Raw genomic sequence first — 15,653 nt, forward strand, 5'->3', positions numbered from 1 at the left:
GGCGGGCCAGGACGCTACTTAGCTCATCGGCCAAGGAAGTTGATCCAGCACACACTCCCGCTATGGAGTGAAGTGGGCGTGCTGGCTGACCCGCTGCAGGCTGGTGCATTCAGGGGCCTGCCGTGGGTGGCATCACTCGCCTGTGGGCCGTTTTCGCAGTGACTTGGTGGCTGAACGCTGGGATTTGGCTGCTTGGTGCCGACGTTTAGAACCGCGTGTGGGCTTGGTTGGACGCCGTGAGGGAGCCTCCGGGGCTAGGCCGGTGGCAATAATCTGGGCGAGCTTGGCCAAGGCAGTTTCACGGTTCCGTAGCTGCGAACGTTGTTCCGATGCGGCCACCGTGATAACCCCAGAGTTGAGCCTGGGCCCCAAGTGTGTTGCCAATTGGGCCCGCTGCTCATCATCCAGGGTGGCCGAGCCCAAGACATTCCAAAACAGTTCTACCCGGCTATCCGAAGTGTTGACGTGCTGTCCGCCTGGACCCGACGAGCGTGAAAAACGCCAGCCAAGCTCCGCGGCTGGAATCGTGAGCGTGGGTAATACCTCCAGGTCCATGTGCCAAGTCTTGCACGCGTGATGTGAAGGGCAACCATGCGCCAGTCATCCCGGAACCGGATCAACTCACAAAAGTCTCTATAAATGCTGTCCGGCCAAGATGCTAACTTCTTCTGGGGTTGGGCGCGCCAGGCGTGCATCAAGTGTAACTTGCAGCCTGGCTGCAGCCACCTGAACCCGATGGGGTAAGGTGCTCCTGGTTTCGCTCCGTGGCTCCGGAGCAAGAGCAATGTGTTTGTTTGAGCTCTCACCCAGTGGATTACTAACGGAGACCCAGGCAACGTCAAACAGCTCCAATTCCTCGGTACGAGCCAACGAGCTGTGCGCGAGGACCTCCAAAGTGGCTAGTCCGAGGGCTTTGGTACCCTCACTGCTAGAAAGCGCTCGGTCAAGGGCCCATTGGGCGCGACGCCACCATTCACTGCGGTCATCGGCAAGGCGCTGTTGGTCAAGTACTTTCTTATCCGATTCCCCTTTTTGAGCCAACTGGAGTGCATCAGCTATAGCCCGCTGCCTGAGCGTAAACCCGCCAACGACTGCGGCAACAATGGCGCCTATGAGAACAGCGAGGGGGCCCAATGCGGCCAGTACCTCCCACCATCGGGCTGGGCCCGAAGCTAGGTCCACGATGGCCAGGGTTTGTGACTGGTTCATGTCGCCAGTGTAGATGAACGTACTCACCGGCTAACGCATATTGGCGATGAATGAACCTAGACTCAGAGTGAGTAACCCATAACAGCTGGGCGATAGACACCAAGAAGTTCAAAACGGGCTCAATCGTCTCAGTGGTGTCCATGCAACAGCCAGATCAGAAGGAATCATTATGAGCACTCCTGCCACCAACACAGAGCTGGGCCAACGTTCGGATGTGCTCAACCTCGACGCTTTGTTCAGTGCGCAGGAGCTTGAACTACGCGGCACAGTGCGCAGCTTTGTGGATGAGCGCATCCGCCCAAATATTGCCCGCTGGTATGACGGGGCCTTGTTCCCCGTAGAGCTTGTGAAGGAAATGGGGTCGCTGGGTTTACTGGGAATGACGCTAAAAGGGTATGGCTGCCCGGGGCGCTCCGCCGTTGAATACGGGTTGGCCGCCATGGAACTTGAGGCCGGCGATTCGGGTCTGCGGACATTTGTCAGCGTACAAGGCTCGTTGGCCATGACTGCCATCCATCATTGGGGCTCCGAAGAGCAAAAAAACCAGTATCTTCCGGGTATGGCGACGGGCGAGATCATTGGTTGTTTCGCATTGACCGAACCCACCGCGGGCTCTGATCCCTCCGCCATGGCAACCTTTGCGCGCCGCGACGGTGACGGCTGGGTCCTCAACGGGGCTAAACGGTGGATTGGGCTTGCCTCGATTGCCCATATCGCTGTGGTGTGGGCCATGACGGATGACGGGGTCCGCGGATTTTTGTTGCCGACCGGCACGCCAGGATTTACCGCTACCCCCATCGAAGAAAAGCTGTCCATGCGGGCTTCGATCCAATGCGATCTCACCTTCGAGGACGTCCACTTACCCAATGACGCGCTGCTTCCCGGGGCCAGGGGATTGCGCGGCCCCTTTTCCTGCTTGAACGAGGCCCGCTACGGGATCATCTGGGGCGCCATGGGTGCTGCTCGTGACAGCTATGAGGCGGCCTTGGCTTACTCGCTGGAAAGGTTGCAGTTCGACAAGCCGCTGGCTGCCTATCAAATTACGCAGCAAAAACTCGTGAATATGTGTCTTGAGATTCAGAAAGGCACTTTGCTGGCTATCCACACCGGGCGCATGAAAGAAGCCGGCACCCTAGAGCCGGTTCAGATTTCTGTGGGCAAACTAAACAACTGTAGGGAAGCCATTCAAATATGTCGTGACGCCCGGGCAATCCTAGGCGGCAACGGCATCACTTTAGAATATTCGCCACTGAGGCATGCCAATAACCTTGAATCTGTCCGAACCTATGAAGGAACCGATGAGGTTCACACCTTGATTTTGGGTAGCCACATCACCGGAATTCCGGCCTTCCGCTAAGGACAACCCATGGATCAGAAAACCATCATCATTACCGGTGCCAGTAGTGGAATTGGTGAAGCTGCTGCCCGCACGCTGGCTCAGACGGGGGACAGAATTGTCATTATTGGACGCTCACCCAAGCGGACACAAGCTGTTGCGGAGGACATTGGTGCCGAACATTTTGTCGCCGATTTCTCCAGTCTCGATCAGGTGCGCGAGTTAGCTATTACACTCAAAAAGAGCTACCCCAGGATTGACTTGTTGGCCAATAATGCCGGAAGTATTATGGGCAGACGCGAGCTGACCCAGGATGGCTACGAGAGCACGTTTCAAGTCAATCATCTGGCCCCGTACCTGCTGACAAGAACGCTTGAGAACGTGCTGCTGGCCAGCAAAGCCAAAGTCATTAGTACTTCCAGTGTTGCCCACAGACTGTTTGGTCAATTGGATTTGAACGACCTTTCATCGACGAAAAAGTACTCCTCCAACCTGGCCTATGGGAACGCCAAACTAGCCAACATCCTTTTTACGAAGGAACTTCACCGCCGCTTCACCGCTGAAGGCCTGAACGCAGCCGCTTTTCATCCAGGCGGGGTGGCCACCAATTTTTCTGCCGGTTCTAAAAGCTATTTGCGTTTCCTCTACGGCAGCGGGTTGCGAACATACATGCTCACCCCCGCACAAGGAGCACACACTCTTGTGTGGCTCGCTTTGGGTGAGCCAGGCATTGACTGGTTTTCCGGCGGTTACTACGCCAGAAGCAGGCCTGCTCGCATCAGCCGGCAAGCCAACGATCCTGACGTGGCCCAGCAGCTCTGGCAACGCAGTGAGGAGATGGTAGAGCCGTGGTTGCCGTGACGTCACGATGGGTGCTTAGCGGAGGTCATGGCGGAACTGAATCCGGAAGGATCTGGCGGGCCCACCGAGCGTGACCGGGTCATATCCTTGGCAGCGCGGGTGGTTGGCTGTCAATGCAGGCTGACTGAGGACGATCAACCCGGTAGCTGCGTTTCTGAACCCGGCTGTGCACTTAGAGGCAAGCCTGTGCACTTGGAGGCAAGCCTGTGCACTCAGAGGCGCCGCCGGCTGAGACCACCCCTGATGGACCTGTGTAGCCTCTAGAGACATCACGCTACTAGGTGCATGATGGAGATAGCTGAATTCAGCAAAGAAGCCAAGCGTAGGCCGCCATCACCCCTGGCCTCGGACTAAGGAGCTGACACGTCATGAGCATGATGGGACTTGTTATTGTCATAGCAGTTATTGTAATTCTCACAGTGATCATGGGTTTGATCGCTACCCACGGCACCTATGAAAAACCAAACCGCTAAGTAGACTCACGCGCCATAGGGGGCTGGCTGCTGCTCGCTGTAGCTACTGCTAAAAGCACGTAGACTTCTTCAGTGTCAAAATTGCATCCCGTTACAGTATCCATCGCCCGCAGTGTCCAGCCCGGCTACCACCGCCAATTCGCCGCATGGGCTCATGCTGGCCAAGAACTAGCCAGAGAATGGCCAGGTTACCTGGGTTCAGGATGGGTACGGACCAGCCCTGAGTCCGATGAATGGCATGTCATGTACCGTTTCTCCAACATTGACACACTCAAGGAGTGGGACCACTCCCACGAGCGTAAATGGTGGATTGACAGTTGCGGTGACCTGATGAAAATGACCCGTGTGGAGCACCGCACAGGCATTGAGGGCTGGTTTGACCAGCCCGGGGACGTCTCGGTCACGGTACCGGAGACAGTGGTGCCCCCGCGCTGGAAGCAGGCAGTAGGGATCTTCCTGCCGTTCTTCCCATTAAGTCTGCTGGCTAATATTTTTTTGCGCCCCCTCACCGAAGATTGGCCCCTAGTGCTCGCTGTGCTGCTGAATGTTTGTGTTTTGACCCCTGTCATGACCTACTTTTTCCTGCCGCTAAGCACAAGATTGCTCCGTCCGTGGCTGCAGGCACCACGGAAAGGCCACAAAGCCAGCTAGCTGGCTACAGCAGCTACCTCCGCGGCGGCATCGTTATCCTCGGGAAAGTCAACCTTGCGCATAAAAGCGGCAATGACAACGATGCCCACAGAAACACAGGCGGCAACTGTGAACGCATTGCTTAAACCACTAACTTGGGCGGCGATCTCATCCTTACCGGCTGCGCCGGCAGCCACTGTACCGGCCGCCATGACACCTACAAGCAGTGCCGTGCCGGCCGCCGCGCCTAGCTGCTGGAGAGTCGATAGCACAGCCGATCCGTGTGAGTGCAGGGAATGTGGCAGGGGGTTCAGCCCGGCCGTAAAGGCAGGGGTAAAGATGAATGCCAGCGCAAGGGACATGAGCAAGTGCAGGCCAATAATCATCAGCAGAGGCGTGTTTTCATCCAGCCTTGTGTAGCTGAATAAAGCAAGCGACAATAGAGCTCCGCCGGGCATCAGCAGGGGGCGTGCACCAACCCTGTCAAACAGCTTTCCAACCCAGGGTGCCAGCAGCCCCATGAGCAGCCCACCAGGCAGGAGCATCAGCCCAGTGGTGAGAACATCGAGCCCTCGGACGTTTTGAAGGTACATGGGCAAGAGAATAATGACACCGAAAAGCGCCACCATTGCCAGGACCATCAGTGCAAGCGCAAGTGTGAATTGTGGGATCAAGAATGGACGCAGATCCAACAGTGCGCTGTCCTTGCGCTGCAATCGTAATTGCAGGAGAACAAACGCTGCCATGAACAGCAATGAAATCACAAGAGAGAGCAAAGCGATCTGTTGCGTCGTATTGTCCTGGGAGCCAATGCCGCTGAGGCCATACACAAGACCGCCGAAGGCTGGGATGGATATCAGTACCGACGGAATAGAGAGTTTGCTACTTGCCCGTTGATTCTCAGTGGTGAGCAGGCGCGCTCCCACGATCAATGCGATCACGGCCACCGGAAGTACCAAAAGGAACATGAACCGCCATGAGAGTGAGTTCAAAATGATGCCGGAGAGAGTGGGGCCGATGGCGGGTGCAACCGAGATCACGATGGAAACATTACCCATAATCGCACCGCGGCGGTGTGATGGAACTAGGTCCAAGATAGTGGTCATGAGCAACGGCAACATGATCGCTGTTCCGGATGCCTGGACCACCCGCGCCAGGAGGAGGACCTCGAAGCCCGGTGCCAGTCCCGCCAGCAGGGTACCCGTGGAAAACAGACCCATCGCCAGGATGAATACGGTACGTATGGAGAGCCGGCTCAGCAGATATCCCGTGGCCGGGATGACAACTGACATGGTAAGCAAAAAGGCCGTGGCCAGCCACTGGATGGTTGAGGATGAGACGTCGAACTGATGCATCAAACGGGGCAGCGCCACGTTCATGATGGTTTCGTTCAAGATCACCACAAACGTTGAAACCAACAATACTGCGATGGTGGTGCGGTCTTTAGAGGAGAGCCGTTCAGGCGTTTTCTGGGTGGCGATAGTCATGTGAGGTCCTGAATGCTGATGGATGAAATGGCGCGTTGGTGGGGTGGGCGTTAGGGGAGTCTTTTGTCTCACGTTTGCAAGCGCAGCTACTCTCGGATCTATTCCCATTTCTCATGCGGCTCGTTTGATGGACGACGGCGTGGGCTAGCCATTCCTGTACCGATCCCGAGCTAGATAACAGCGGAGTGTCCTTGATTCTCATGGTGCGTTTTCTCCCCGGGGCGAGGGTCGGGGGTAAATCCCGGAGCTGGTGCTGGCGGGTATTCACGGAGGCGGTGCCAGGAGATTTCTTTTCCTCGGCAGGCCTATGGGCCACAGGTCACACGCAGCAAAGGTAGTCGCCTGCCCATCTGGAGCCATGGAGCTCGATGCGCATGCAGGGAAAGAGACTTTTTTGCGGGGCTAGTGCCAAGGCACAAAAGTAATAGTACGGTGTCCAAGCGGCATTTTACGGGTAGTAGTAATTAGCAATTTCGGTAAGCCTAAACTATGGTCATTGCATGTCATTTTCTCTTGCCCGGTCCACGGCCCACCCCCGGTCCCAGAAGACCCGCCGCCGCGCCATGATTGCAGGCCTAGCTGCGCTGGCGCTTGCACTGACCTCCTGCACCGCGGGAGATGCCGCACTTGACGCCGAAGTTAGCGATGGACCTCCGGTAGTTCTGACAACGTTCACTGTGCTGGCTGATATTGCCCAGAACATTGCGGGGGATAAGTTACAGGTGGAATCGATCACCAAAGTTGGAGCCGAGATTCATGGTTATGAACCAACTCCGGGGGATATCCGCAAGGCCGGCAAGGCTGATTTGATCCTTGACAACGGTATGGGACTTGAAGCGTGGTTTGAACAGTTTGTGCAAGATGTTAAGGCCCCTCACGCCGTTGTAACGGAGGGTGTGGAAGCCATCAGCATCGCTGAGGATGTCTATAAGGACATGCCGAATCCACATGCTTGGATGTCACCTAAGAATGTTCAGATCTATGTCAAGAACATGGTGACTGCGTTTCAAAAACTTGATCCGGATAACTCCGCATTTTATGAAAGCAACGCTGCCTCCTACAACGCAACGCTACAGGAGGTCCAGGATGACCTGGTTGAGAAACTCTCTGTCCTCCCAGTTAGCCAGCGCGCCCTCGTGAGCTGCGAGGGCGCGTTTTCCTATCTGGCCCGCGACGCCGGTCTGACTGAGAAGTACATTTGGGCAGTCAACGCAGAACAGCAGGCCACACCCCAACAGATAACCGGCGCCATCGAATTTGTCCGGACCAACAAGGTACCGGCAGTCTTTTGCGAGTCCACCGTCTCGGCAGCACCCATGGACCGGGTTGTTGAGGCTACGGATGCTGTCTTTGGCGGAACCTTGTATGTCGATTCGCTTTCCGAACCCGATGGACCCGTCCCCACTTATTTGGATCTCATTCGTTATGACGCCAAGGTGATTGTCGATGCACTGACGGGCGGCACCGATAGTGCGCAGCAGGGAGAAAAATCATGAATGCCGCTATTGATGTCAATGCCGTAACAGTCCATTACGGGGAAGTCCTTGCCCTCGACGGGGCCACCCTAAAGCTGGAAAAGGGAAGAATTTGTGGGCTCGTGGGTATGAACGGTTCGGGGAAGTCAACCCTGTTTAAAGCCATTATGGGTTTGGTGAAACCGGACGCGGGAACGCTCACGATTAATGGCGACACCCCTGCTAAAGCCAGGCGGTCCGGCGTCGTTAGTTATGTCCCGCAAAGTGAAGACGTGGACTGGCAATTTCCGCTCTCGGTACAAGATGTGGTGATGATGGGCCGCTACGGACATATGGGACTGACCCGTCGTCCGCGCAAGGCCGACAGGCTGGTGGTGGCGGAAGCTTTGGAACGCGTGGAACTGGGGGAGTACGCGCAGCGTCAGATTGGTCAGCTTTCAGGTGGCCAGAAAAAGCGTACTTTTGTTGCTCGTGGAATCGCGCAGGGCGCCACAACGTTGCTGCTGGATGAGCCTTTTGCTGGTGTAGACAAGCGCTCTGAGGCCACTATCGCCGCCCTGTTGCGTGGTCTTGCCCAGGAAGGTGCCACCATTTTAGTTTCCACCCATGACTTGCATGCGCTCCCGGATCTGGCAGACGAGGCGGTGCTGTTGATGCGTCGGGTACTGATGCACGGCACTCCTGGGGAAGTATTGGCGCCTGAGAACCTTGCTTTGGCTTTTGGTTTGGACAGCACACATGCAGCTGCCGCAAATATGGCGGCTGCCGGCATGAGCGGGGCACACCGCAGCGGGGTTTCGGCATGAGCATCCTTGAATTCTTGATTGAACCGTTCGATTTTGTTTTCATGCAGCGCGCACTTGCTGTCACGTTAATTGCCGCGGTGGTGTGTGCCGTGCTCTCGTGCTGGCTTGTTCTCATTGGCTGGTCGCTGATGGGGGACGCAGTCTCACACGCCGTTCTGCCCGGGGTAGCCCTGGCCTACATTGTTGGTGCCCCCTTCGCCGTTGGCGCTGTGCTCTTCGGCTTTCTCGCGGTGGCTTTGATCGGTGCGGTTCGTGACACCAGCCGGGTCAAGGAAGATGCCGCGATTGGGATCGTCTTCACCACCCTGTTCGCCTTGGGTCTGGTGCTGATTTCGGTGACACCAAGCCAAACGGATCTCACCCACATTATTTTCGGAAACTTGCTGGGGTTGAGCCATTCTGATCTCAAGCAGGTGCTGATTCTTGGTGCTTTCACCCTGGCGATCCTGCTCATCAAGCGGCGTGACTTCACGCTCTTTGCCTTCGATCCCACGCATGCCCACGCCATCGGTTTGAACCCGCGCGTGCTCGGTGCATTCCTGCTGGGTCTCTTGGCCCTGACTTCCGTAGTTGCCTTGCAAGCGGTGGGGGTGGTGTTGGTGGTTGCGATGCTCATCATTCCTGGGGCCACGGCCTATTTGCTCACAGATCGTTTTGGCCGGATGCTATTTTTGGCACCAACCATCTCAGCGGTCTGCGCAGTCGTGGGCCTCTACGCCAGCTATTACCTTGACGCCGCCTCAGGTGGCATGGTGGTTTTGGCACAGGGTGCTGCCTTTACGCTGGTCTATTTGTTTAGCCCACGCCATGGTTTGATCTCTACCCGGATGAATGCGGCGCGACGCCGGAAGCTGGTTGCCGCCTGAGTTCTCAGTTTCGCCCGGGGTTAGGCATGCAAGGATGGGTCAATGACCTCAATCAACCTCAAAGCGTGGGCCCTGGCTGCTCTGCTGGGTACAAGTGCCATCAACCACATCAAGGACCCCAAGTTTTATTACGCCGTTGTTCCACCGTCACTGTGCAGCGATAAAGGCGGAAAATTTGCGCTAATGACACGTCATCAGTGGGTGATTGCCTCGGCCGTGCCGGAAGCACTCGCTGCGGTAGGACTCTTGATTCCCCGGACACGCAAGGCCGCGGCGACAGCCTCCGCTTTGATGTTCATCGCTTTCACCGCGGGGCACGTGACGGCCTTGCGGCGTGCCTGGGGGCCGGACGGAAATTCAACAGCTAAGAAGATCCACTCGGTCCGACTGCCACTGCAGGTACCCCTGGTTGCCTGGGCATGGAGTGCCCGTAAGCCCTAACGACTAGCGCACCCCAATGCTAGGAAGCCAACTAGCAACAAAGCCGGGCACCCGTAGGTGCCCGGCTTTCGTGGCAGGTGCCTTATTGCGGCAGCCCTGACTGTGAAACTGGTATTGCCGAATAGCTGGTTACTGGGTGATGAAACGTTCCACAGCAGTGACCGGGCGGACTCGCTCACTGGCCGGGATATCACCGGCAAAGGCTAGCCATTGGGCAAACTTATCCCCACGCTCCACTAACTGGCGGTACATGGCAAGACGCATGGTGCGCACCCGGTCGCGATAAACGGGTACATCAACGACATTGATCAGCTCATCAGGATCAGCCACCATGTCATAGAACTCGTCAATGCCTTCAGGATTGGCAATGTACTTCACTTCTTTATTGCGGATCATTCGCTGAGCATAGGGGAAGTGGTGGCCGTGGAATTCGCACAGGATATTCTCGCGCCAGCCCGAGACCTCTTCACCATGAGCCAAGGGCAGTAGACTACGGCCGCGTACCCCGGAGGCATCTGCCCCGGCGATCTCATGAAAGGTGGCCGTGAAATCCAGCAGACTGATGAAACGGTCCTCCCGCCGCCCGTGCTCCCCTGGTAGGGCAAGGATGGCGGGAATCCGGTAAATGTCTTCATACATGGCCGGGCCCTTGTCATTGAGCCTGTGTGCGCCCGTGAATTCGCCGTGGTCTGCAGTGAACATGACTGCGGTTGTATCACTCAAGCCCAGCTCGTCCATGACGTCCAAGATGCGACCTATTTCATGGTCGATCATGGCTACGTAGCCCCAGTAGACAGCTGTGAGCTTCTTCCATTCATCGACCGTGAAGCAGTCAGTGGACCAGTACTCTGCGTAGGCCTGCTGCACCATGGGTTTCCCATGGAAAGTTTCAGCGAAGGAACCCGGTAGTTCCACCGTGGCCGGATCAACCATGTCATACCATTTTTGCGGAATCAGGTAGGGCAGGTGTGGACCGAAGATGTGGCAGGACAGGAAAAATGGTGTGCGATCTCCGCCTTCCTGCAAAGCTCCAGCAGCAAATTCACGCAATTTCGCGATGGTTTGGTCCGCCAAGAAAGCCTCAAAGGTAGCTTCCGTTGGTTGGTCAGTCACCCCGGCAATCAAATGCCCCTGGCTGCCGTCCGCACGAGTGGTGTAGACCGGGCTGGAGATACGGAAGTCAGGGAAGTCGTTTGCCTTCAGCCACCCTTCGTACCCTGGGTCATCAAAGACGTTTAGCGCCCCGGGCAGGTGGATTCCTTCAAAGCCGTAATGTTCGGGGCCACGGTCCTTGCCCACATGCCACTTGCCCACGTGTCCGAGCCGATATCCCTGCTCAATCAAGGCCGCCGAGAACGTAGGCAGCCCATCAGGAAGCTCCTCACGATGGCCTGAGTTCCATTCATAGTTTGCCAATAATCCGTGTTCAAACGGTTGTAACCCGGTGAGCAGGCTGGCCCGGGCGGGGGTGCAGATGGCTGTGGGGGTGTAGGCGCGGTCAAAGGTGGTCCCTCGCCCGGCCAGCCTGTCGAGGTTGGGTGTGTGTTGCGAAGTGTTGCCATAGCAGCCAAGGGTGTCGATACGTTGCTGGTCCGTCATCAGGAACAGCATGTTCTGGCGGGAGCCGCCTGTGTTATGAGAACTGTCAGTCATGGACGGTTAGGCCTTCTTTGTGGAGGCATACAGCTCCGAGTCGTAGAACGTCTTGGGGTCCACAACAGCAGGGATCTTATCCGCGGCCTTGAACTGTTCCTGCAAGGCGTTCAGCCAAGTGTCAATAGTGCCCTTGGAGGAAAGATCTTCCAGTTCCTTGGAAGTGAAGAGCTTGGCCACACTGGCCTGGGCCTTCATGTCTTCTTCCTTAAGTTTGAGGAACTTGGCGGTCACCGCAATAGTGGTGTCAAGATTTTCCTTGCGGTAGTCATTGGCACTCTTGACCACTGAAATGAACGCAGTGGCCAATTCCTTGTCCTTTGCCGCACGTCCCGCCCCAGCCACGAACGTGGAGGGGAAGGTGAGCTGGTCAATGAAGTCCTCGTTGCCAAAGAGTTCAACCATGTCAGGCTTGCCCTTTTTGGCACTGTCGATCAGCGGGTACCACAACGCTGCCCCATCGATCTGTCCCGAAGCAAAAGCGGCTACGATCGTGGGCGGGTCCATGGGTGTGATTTCAAAGTCGGCCCGGGCAAGGCCTTCCTTGGCCAGCGCCAAGGAGAACAACTGATCGCCGGAGGTGCCGGTAGCGATGCCGATCTTCTTACCCTTGAGATCAGCCAGTGTCTTGAACTCAGACTGGGCAATGATACGGTCCGCATTGGAAACTGAGTTGACGGCCCAAATCTCGGCTTTGCCGGAGGCCGGCAGCCAGAGGGCGCCGGATCCGATGTACGCCACGTCCACGTTGTCCGTGCCCAGTGCCTGGATAGCAAGGGGGCCGTTAGTGAAGGGAATGTACTTCGGCTTCAGACCGGCGGTGGCCCAGTAGCCCTCTTGGTCGGAAACGGCCATCAAGGCGGCACCGTTAAAGTCGGCGATGTAACCGACCTTGATCTCCACGGGATCTTTCGCTGAGGCGCCGGTGCCGGCAGGTTTGGAATCGGTGTTGCCTCCGCAGGCCGCCAGCAGTGAAATGGCGGCTGCTCCCATGGAGAGCTGGAGAACGTTACGGCGTGAAAGAGATGAAGTCATGGTGTCTCCTGGGTGTAGTTGCTGGCCCTGGTTGGCCGGGTAAGTTCGATAGTTGGTTTAGTGAGTGCAGTTCTGGATGGAGCCGGGCGGAGGTAAGCGACGGCAGCTTATTCGTCAGCGCCCTTGGCATCTGGCTGATGATAGACGGCTTCCCATACCTGTGCCCGAAGTCTTGCGAACTCATCGGAGAGACGCATTTGCTCCGTTCGCGGGTAGGGGAGGTCAATGTGGATCTCTTTGTAGATGCGGCCCGGACGAGCCGCCATGACGATGACCCGGGAGGCCAAGAAGACTGACTCATCGACGTCGTGGGTAATGAACATGACTGTGCGGCGTTCCTTGGTCCATGTGTGAAGTAGCTGCTCCTGCATATGCACTCGGGTCAGGGCATCGAGGGCTCCAAATGGTTCGTCCATGAGCAAAATCTCCGGGTTGACAGCGTAGGCGCGGGCAATGGCGCACCGTTGCTTCATGCCGCCGGAGAGTTCTTTGGGGAGGGCCTCGGCAAAGCGGGTCAGGCCAACCAGGTCAAGGTAGTGGTCCACGATCGCCTTGCGTTCCTTCGCCGGAACCTTCTTTAGCTCCAGACCAAATTCCACGTTCTTGCGCACTGTCAGCCACGGAAAGAGTGCGTATTGCTGGAAAATGACACCCGTTCGTGTGCTGGGACCGTTCACTTCACGATCATCGACCACCACACGGCCACTGGTAGGGTCCAGCAGCCCAGCCGCCGCATTCAGCATGGTGGATTTCCCGCAGCCGGACGGGCCCACAACGGTGACAAATTCGCCGTCGGCTATGTTTAGGTTCACGCCATCGAGCGCCGTGAACGTGGTTCCAGTAAGGGTGAATTCTTGGCGAAGGTCCTCAAAACGGATCATCGCGTTATTGGTAAGAGTGGGCATTGAGGTTCCTTAGCGGCGTTCTTGCCAGCGGGTCAAATGAGCTTCGACCATGAGTAGTAGACGGTCCATGACCAGACCCAAAATTCCAATGGCGATCACGTTCACGAGGATGGTTGGCATGTCATAAAACTGCATGGCTGCCTGCATGCGGGCACCAAGCCCGTTGACGGCACCGAGCAATTCAGCGGCAACCACTGTGGCCCAGCCAGCACCTAGACCGATGCGCATGCCGACCAGGATGAACGGAGACGATGCAGGTACTACAACGCGGCGGAAGATCACAAAGCTGTTCGCGCCGAGCACTCGGGCTGCATTAATGAGTGTGTTGTCAACGCTCACCACTCCCTGATAAGTGGAGATAACGCAGGATAGGAATGCGGCCAGGAAAATAACAAAGATCTTTGGTGTCTCGCCAATCCCCATCGTGACCATGACCAAAGGCAGCAGCGCCAGTGGGGGAATGGTGCGGAAAAACTGTACATAGGGCTCAATAATTGCGCGTCCTATGCCATACCAACCCATGATGAAACCAACCGGAATTGCCAAGAGGCTGCCTAGGAAGAAACCACTTAAGACTCGGGAGAGTGAAGCCCACGTGTCTCCCGCCAAGGTTCCGTCAGCGATGACCTCACCGGCCCGAACACCTACTTCTAACGGTCCGGGCAAGGTGACGAGCCCTGAAGCTGAGAAAATTGTCCACGCTGCCAAGCCAGCCGCCACAGAAACTATATTGATCGCAATCATGGACTGGCGGCTCAGCTTACGAGTGCCAGATCCTCGCGTCTTTTGTGGACTCGACTTCTTTGGCCCCGACGCTTTAATTCCCTGGTCCTCTTCGGAGGTTGGGCTGCCGGTGGATGCGGGTGCGTCATAGACCGGACTGACGGTGTCTTTTGGTGCCATGGCTTAAATTTATGGCATAGATCACATGCTGTCAAGACTATTTACATAAGTAGGGTTGACGCCAAATTGTCCGGACATATTTCCCTCCTTGACCGTTGGAGCCACAGGAAGGCTTCTAGGGAGACTTTGGCTAGCTTTGGTTCGACGTGGCCCAGTGTTTGAGGACCATCTGTGCGGCTCCATCGCTTCCGGCGGCGACCGCGAATACAGCGGTGCTGATATCGGTGGAGCGTGGACCAATATCCAAGGACTGTTCTGCCAGAGCATTTCGGATGGGCACTAAAAGCTGTTCGCCAAACTGTGAAAGTTCCCCGGCAATGACCACACGGCTCGGATCCAGCAGCACGCAGGCACCACTGATGGCTCGGGCCAGCAGTTCAGCAGCCCAGTCCACTACACTCCTTGCAATACTGTTGCCCTCTGCGGCCGCTTTGGCCATGGCGGCAATAGAATCAAAGGTCTGGCCTCGACGTGCAGATTCGAGCAGGACATTGGATTCATTGATGTAACTCTCCAAGCAACCGCGACGTCCACACCAGCACACGGGACCAGCGAAATCAACACTCATATGTCCTAGCTCTCCCGCAGATCCGTTTGCACCGCGCAGAAGCCTGCCATTGCTGACGACGGCGCAACTCACTCCGGCGGAGAGTGCGGCATAGAGGAGGTTGTCGTTGGATTTAACATATGACATTGCCGCCAGACGAATGTTGTTATCCCACAACAACGGGACTGCTAGTTCATCTCGGAGTGGTTGGAGGGAAGCGCCCTCAGGGTCGCTTTGTTGCTGCACTCCGTCTGAGAGTGAGTGGGGGTTGGCGTGCCTGCTGGCAATGCCAACCCCTATGCCAATCACGGTTTCGGCGGTGATGGCCCCAGAGCTAATAAGCTCGCGAAGCATGGTGGCGGCGTGTTGGACTTTTTCCTGTAGTGCGAGCGTTCCGGGGATCTGCGCACTTTCGTGGGTGACGCGTGAACCGTCAAAGCCTGTGACGGTGATGCTGATACGGCGTCGGCCTAGTTCGATGCCCACTGCGGCGCATGTTTTAGGGTTAAGCGAGAGTACTTTGGTGGGCCGGCCGCTCCGTCCAGGGGCGTGGATAAGTTGGTCATGTTCAGCAAGCACACCGTTCTGGCGCAGGGCGCCAACGATGGCCGAGAGGGTTGTGCGGGAGAGGTTTGTGTCAGTTTCCAGCTGACGACGGGTGCGGGTACCATGAATTGCCAGTGCGTCCAGAACGCGCAGCTCGTGTCTACGGCGAACTGCCTGCAAAACATCGTCATCGGATGTGAGCACGGGCCCTCTTTCAGTTGTTAAAATATGGGGCTGCCAATGTTTTTAAAGGGCCCTCACTGACCATTATGTAGCTAGCATGGGTACTTTTGTAAAGCCTGTTGACTTAAATTATTTGTGGTGTACGTTCCAGCATTGACATCATTGGTTTCTCTGAATCCACCGGCGAGGTACTGTGCGGAATTCGGCAATTGAGGGTCAAGCCTTTCCAAATCAGCCCCAGAGGCCAATGATGGTAGATACCGGGCTGGCGGAGATCTGCCCTATGGTTCATGAAAA

Annotated in this window: 15 protein-coding genes; 7 read left to right on the forward strand and 8 right to left on the reverse strand. The window is 56.6% G+C overall.

Features of this window, described 5'->3' with window-relative positions:
* Nucleotides 1-132 precede the first annotated feature (132 nt).
* Together arfB and AAFM46_RS07245 are read right to left on the reverse strand one after the other, a co-directional pair.
* Nucleotides 133-555 carry an alternative ribosome rescue aminoacyl-tRNA hydrolase ArfB gene (arfB, locus tag AAFM46_RS07240; protein WP_283526650.1) on the reverse strand — a complete coding sequence of 141 codons (423 nt, stop codon included), beginning with the start codon at nt 553-555 and terminating at the stop codon, nt 133-135.
* A gap of 78 nt (nt 556-633) precedes the next feature.
* Complete coding sequence (locus tag AAFM46_RS07245) at nt 634-1,209, reverse strand: hypothetical protein (protein ID WP_283526652.1); 576 nt, start codon at nt 1,207-1,209, stop codon at nt 634-636.
* A gap of 169 nt (nt 1,210-1,378) precedes the next feature.
* Here AAFM46_RS07245 and AAFM46_RS07250 point away from each other — a divergent pair, with 169 nt between their 5' ends.
* From AAFM46_RS07250 to AAFM46_RS07260, 3 genes are all read left to right on the forward strand, one after another.
* Nucleotides 1,379-2,566, forward strand: a complete 1,188-nt coding sequence (locus AAFM46_RS07250; protein WP_283526654.1) for an acyl-CoA dehydrogenase family protein — start codon at nt 1,379-1,381, stop codon at nt 2,564-2,566.
* A gap of 9 nt (nt 2,567-2,575) precedes the next feature.
* Nucleotides 2,576-3,406, forward strand: a complete 831-nt coding sequence (locus AAFM46_RS07255; protein WP_283526656.1) for an SDR family NAD(P)-dependent oxidoreductase — start codon at nt 2,576-2,578, stop codon at nt 3,404-3,406.
* Between the two features lie 545 nt (nt 3,407-3,951).
* Nucleotides 3,952-4,530, forward strand: coding sequence for an antibiotic biosynthesis monooxygenase (locus AAFM46_RS07260; RefSeq protein WP_283526659.1), 579 nt, complete (start codon nt 3,952-3,954; stop codon nt 4,528-4,530).
* Here the strand turns inward: AAFM46_RS07260 and AAFM46_RS07265 are convergent.
* Nucleotides 4,527-5,996, reverse strand: coding sequence for an MDR family MFS transporter (locus AAFM46_RS07265; RefSeq protein WP_343320169.1), 1,470 nt, complete (start codon nt 5,994-5,996; stop codon nt 4,527-4,529). The genes AAFM46_RS07260 and AAFM46_RS07265 overlap by 4 nt on opposite strands.
* A gap of 500 nt (nt 5,997-6,496) precedes the next feature.
* Here AAFM46_RS07265 and AAFM46_RS07270 point away from each other — a divergent pair, with 500 nt between their 5' ends.
* From AAFM46_RS07270 to AAFM46_RS07285, 4 genes are read left to right on the forward strand one after another with little or no spacing between them, the layout of a single operon-like run.
* A complete protein-coding gene (locus tag AAFM46_RS07270) occupies nt 6,497-7,492 on the forward strand; it encodes a metal ABC transporter substrate-binding protein (RefSeq protein WP_343320170.1) in 996 nt (331 codons plus the stop codon).
* Nucleotides 7,489-8,277 (forward strand): metal ABC transporter ATP-binding protein, encoded by a 789-nt coding sequence (locus AAFM46_RS07275; protein WP_283526665.1) that lies wholly within the window; start codon nt 7,489-7,491, stop codon nt 8,275-8,277. The genes AAFM46_RS07270 and AAFM46_RS07275 overlap by 4 nt, the downstream gene beginning before the upstream one ends.
* The gene (locus AAFM46_RS07280) at nt 8,274-9,143 is read left to right on the forward strand and encodes a metal ABC transporter permease (protein ID WP_283526667.1); all 870 of its coding nucleotides are present in this window, start codon (nt 8,274-8,276) and stop codon (nt 9,141-9,143) included. Before AAFM46_RS07275 ends, AAFM46_RS07280 begins: the two co-directional genes overlap by 4 nt.
* 42 nt (nt 9,144-9,185) lie before the next feature.
* The gene (locus AAFM46_RS07285) at nt 9,186-9,584 is read left to right on the forward strand and encodes a MauE/DoxX family redox-associated membrane protein (protein ID WP_283526669.1); all 399 of its coding nucleotides are present in this window, start codon (nt 9,186-9,188) and stop codon (nt 9,582-9,584) included.
* Between the two features lie 129 nt (nt 9,585-9,713).
* On the opposite strand, the gene AAFM46_RS07290 is transcribed toward AAFM46_RS07285, so the two are convergent.
* The 5 genes from AAFM46_RS07290 to AAFM46_RS07310 all read right to left on the reverse strand — a co-directional run bounded on the left by AAFM46_RS07290 (nt 9,714) and on the right by AAFM46_RS07310 (nt 15,377).
* Complete coding sequence (locus AAFM46_RS07290; protein WP_343320172.1) at nt 9,714-11,237, reverse strand: sulfatase-like hydrolase/transferase; 1,524 nt, start codon at nt 11,235-11,237, stop codon at nt 9,714-9,716.
* A gap of 6 nt (nt 11,238-11,243) precedes the next feature.
* Nucleotides 11,244-12,272 (reverse strand): aliphatic sulfonate ABC transporter substrate-binding protein, encoded by a 1,029-nt coding sequence (locus AAFM46_RS07295; protein ID WP_343320174.1) that lies wholly within the window; start codon nt 12,270-12,272, stop codon nt 11,244-11,246.
* 107 nt (nt 12,273-12,379) lie between these two features.
* A complete protein-coding gene (locus tag AAFM46_RS07300; RefSeq protein WP_283526675.1) occupies nt 12,380-13,177 on the reverse strand; it encodes an ABC transporter ATP-binding protein in 798 nt (265 codons plus the stop codon).
* Between the two features lie 9 nt (nt 13,178-13,186).
* Entirely contained in the window at nt 13,187-14,080 is an 894-nt protein-coding gene (locus tag AAFM46_RS07305) for an ABC transporter permease (protein WP_343320175.1), read from the reverse strand.
* Between the two features lie 130 nt (nt 14,081-14,210).
* Nucleotides 14,211-15,377 carry an ROK family protein gene (locus AAFM46_RS07310; protein ID WP_343320176.1) on the reverse strand — a complete coding sequence of 389 codons (1,167 nt, stop codon included), beginning with the start codon at nt 15,375-15,377 and terminating at the stop codon, nt 14,211-14,213.
* Nucleotides 15,378-15,653: the final 276 nt, after the last annotated feature.

Origin of the sequence: Arthrobacter sp. TMP15 (assembly GCF_039529835.1) — a bacterium.
GTDB lineage: Bacteria > Actinomycetota > Actinomycetes > Actinomycetales > Micrococcaceae > Specibacter.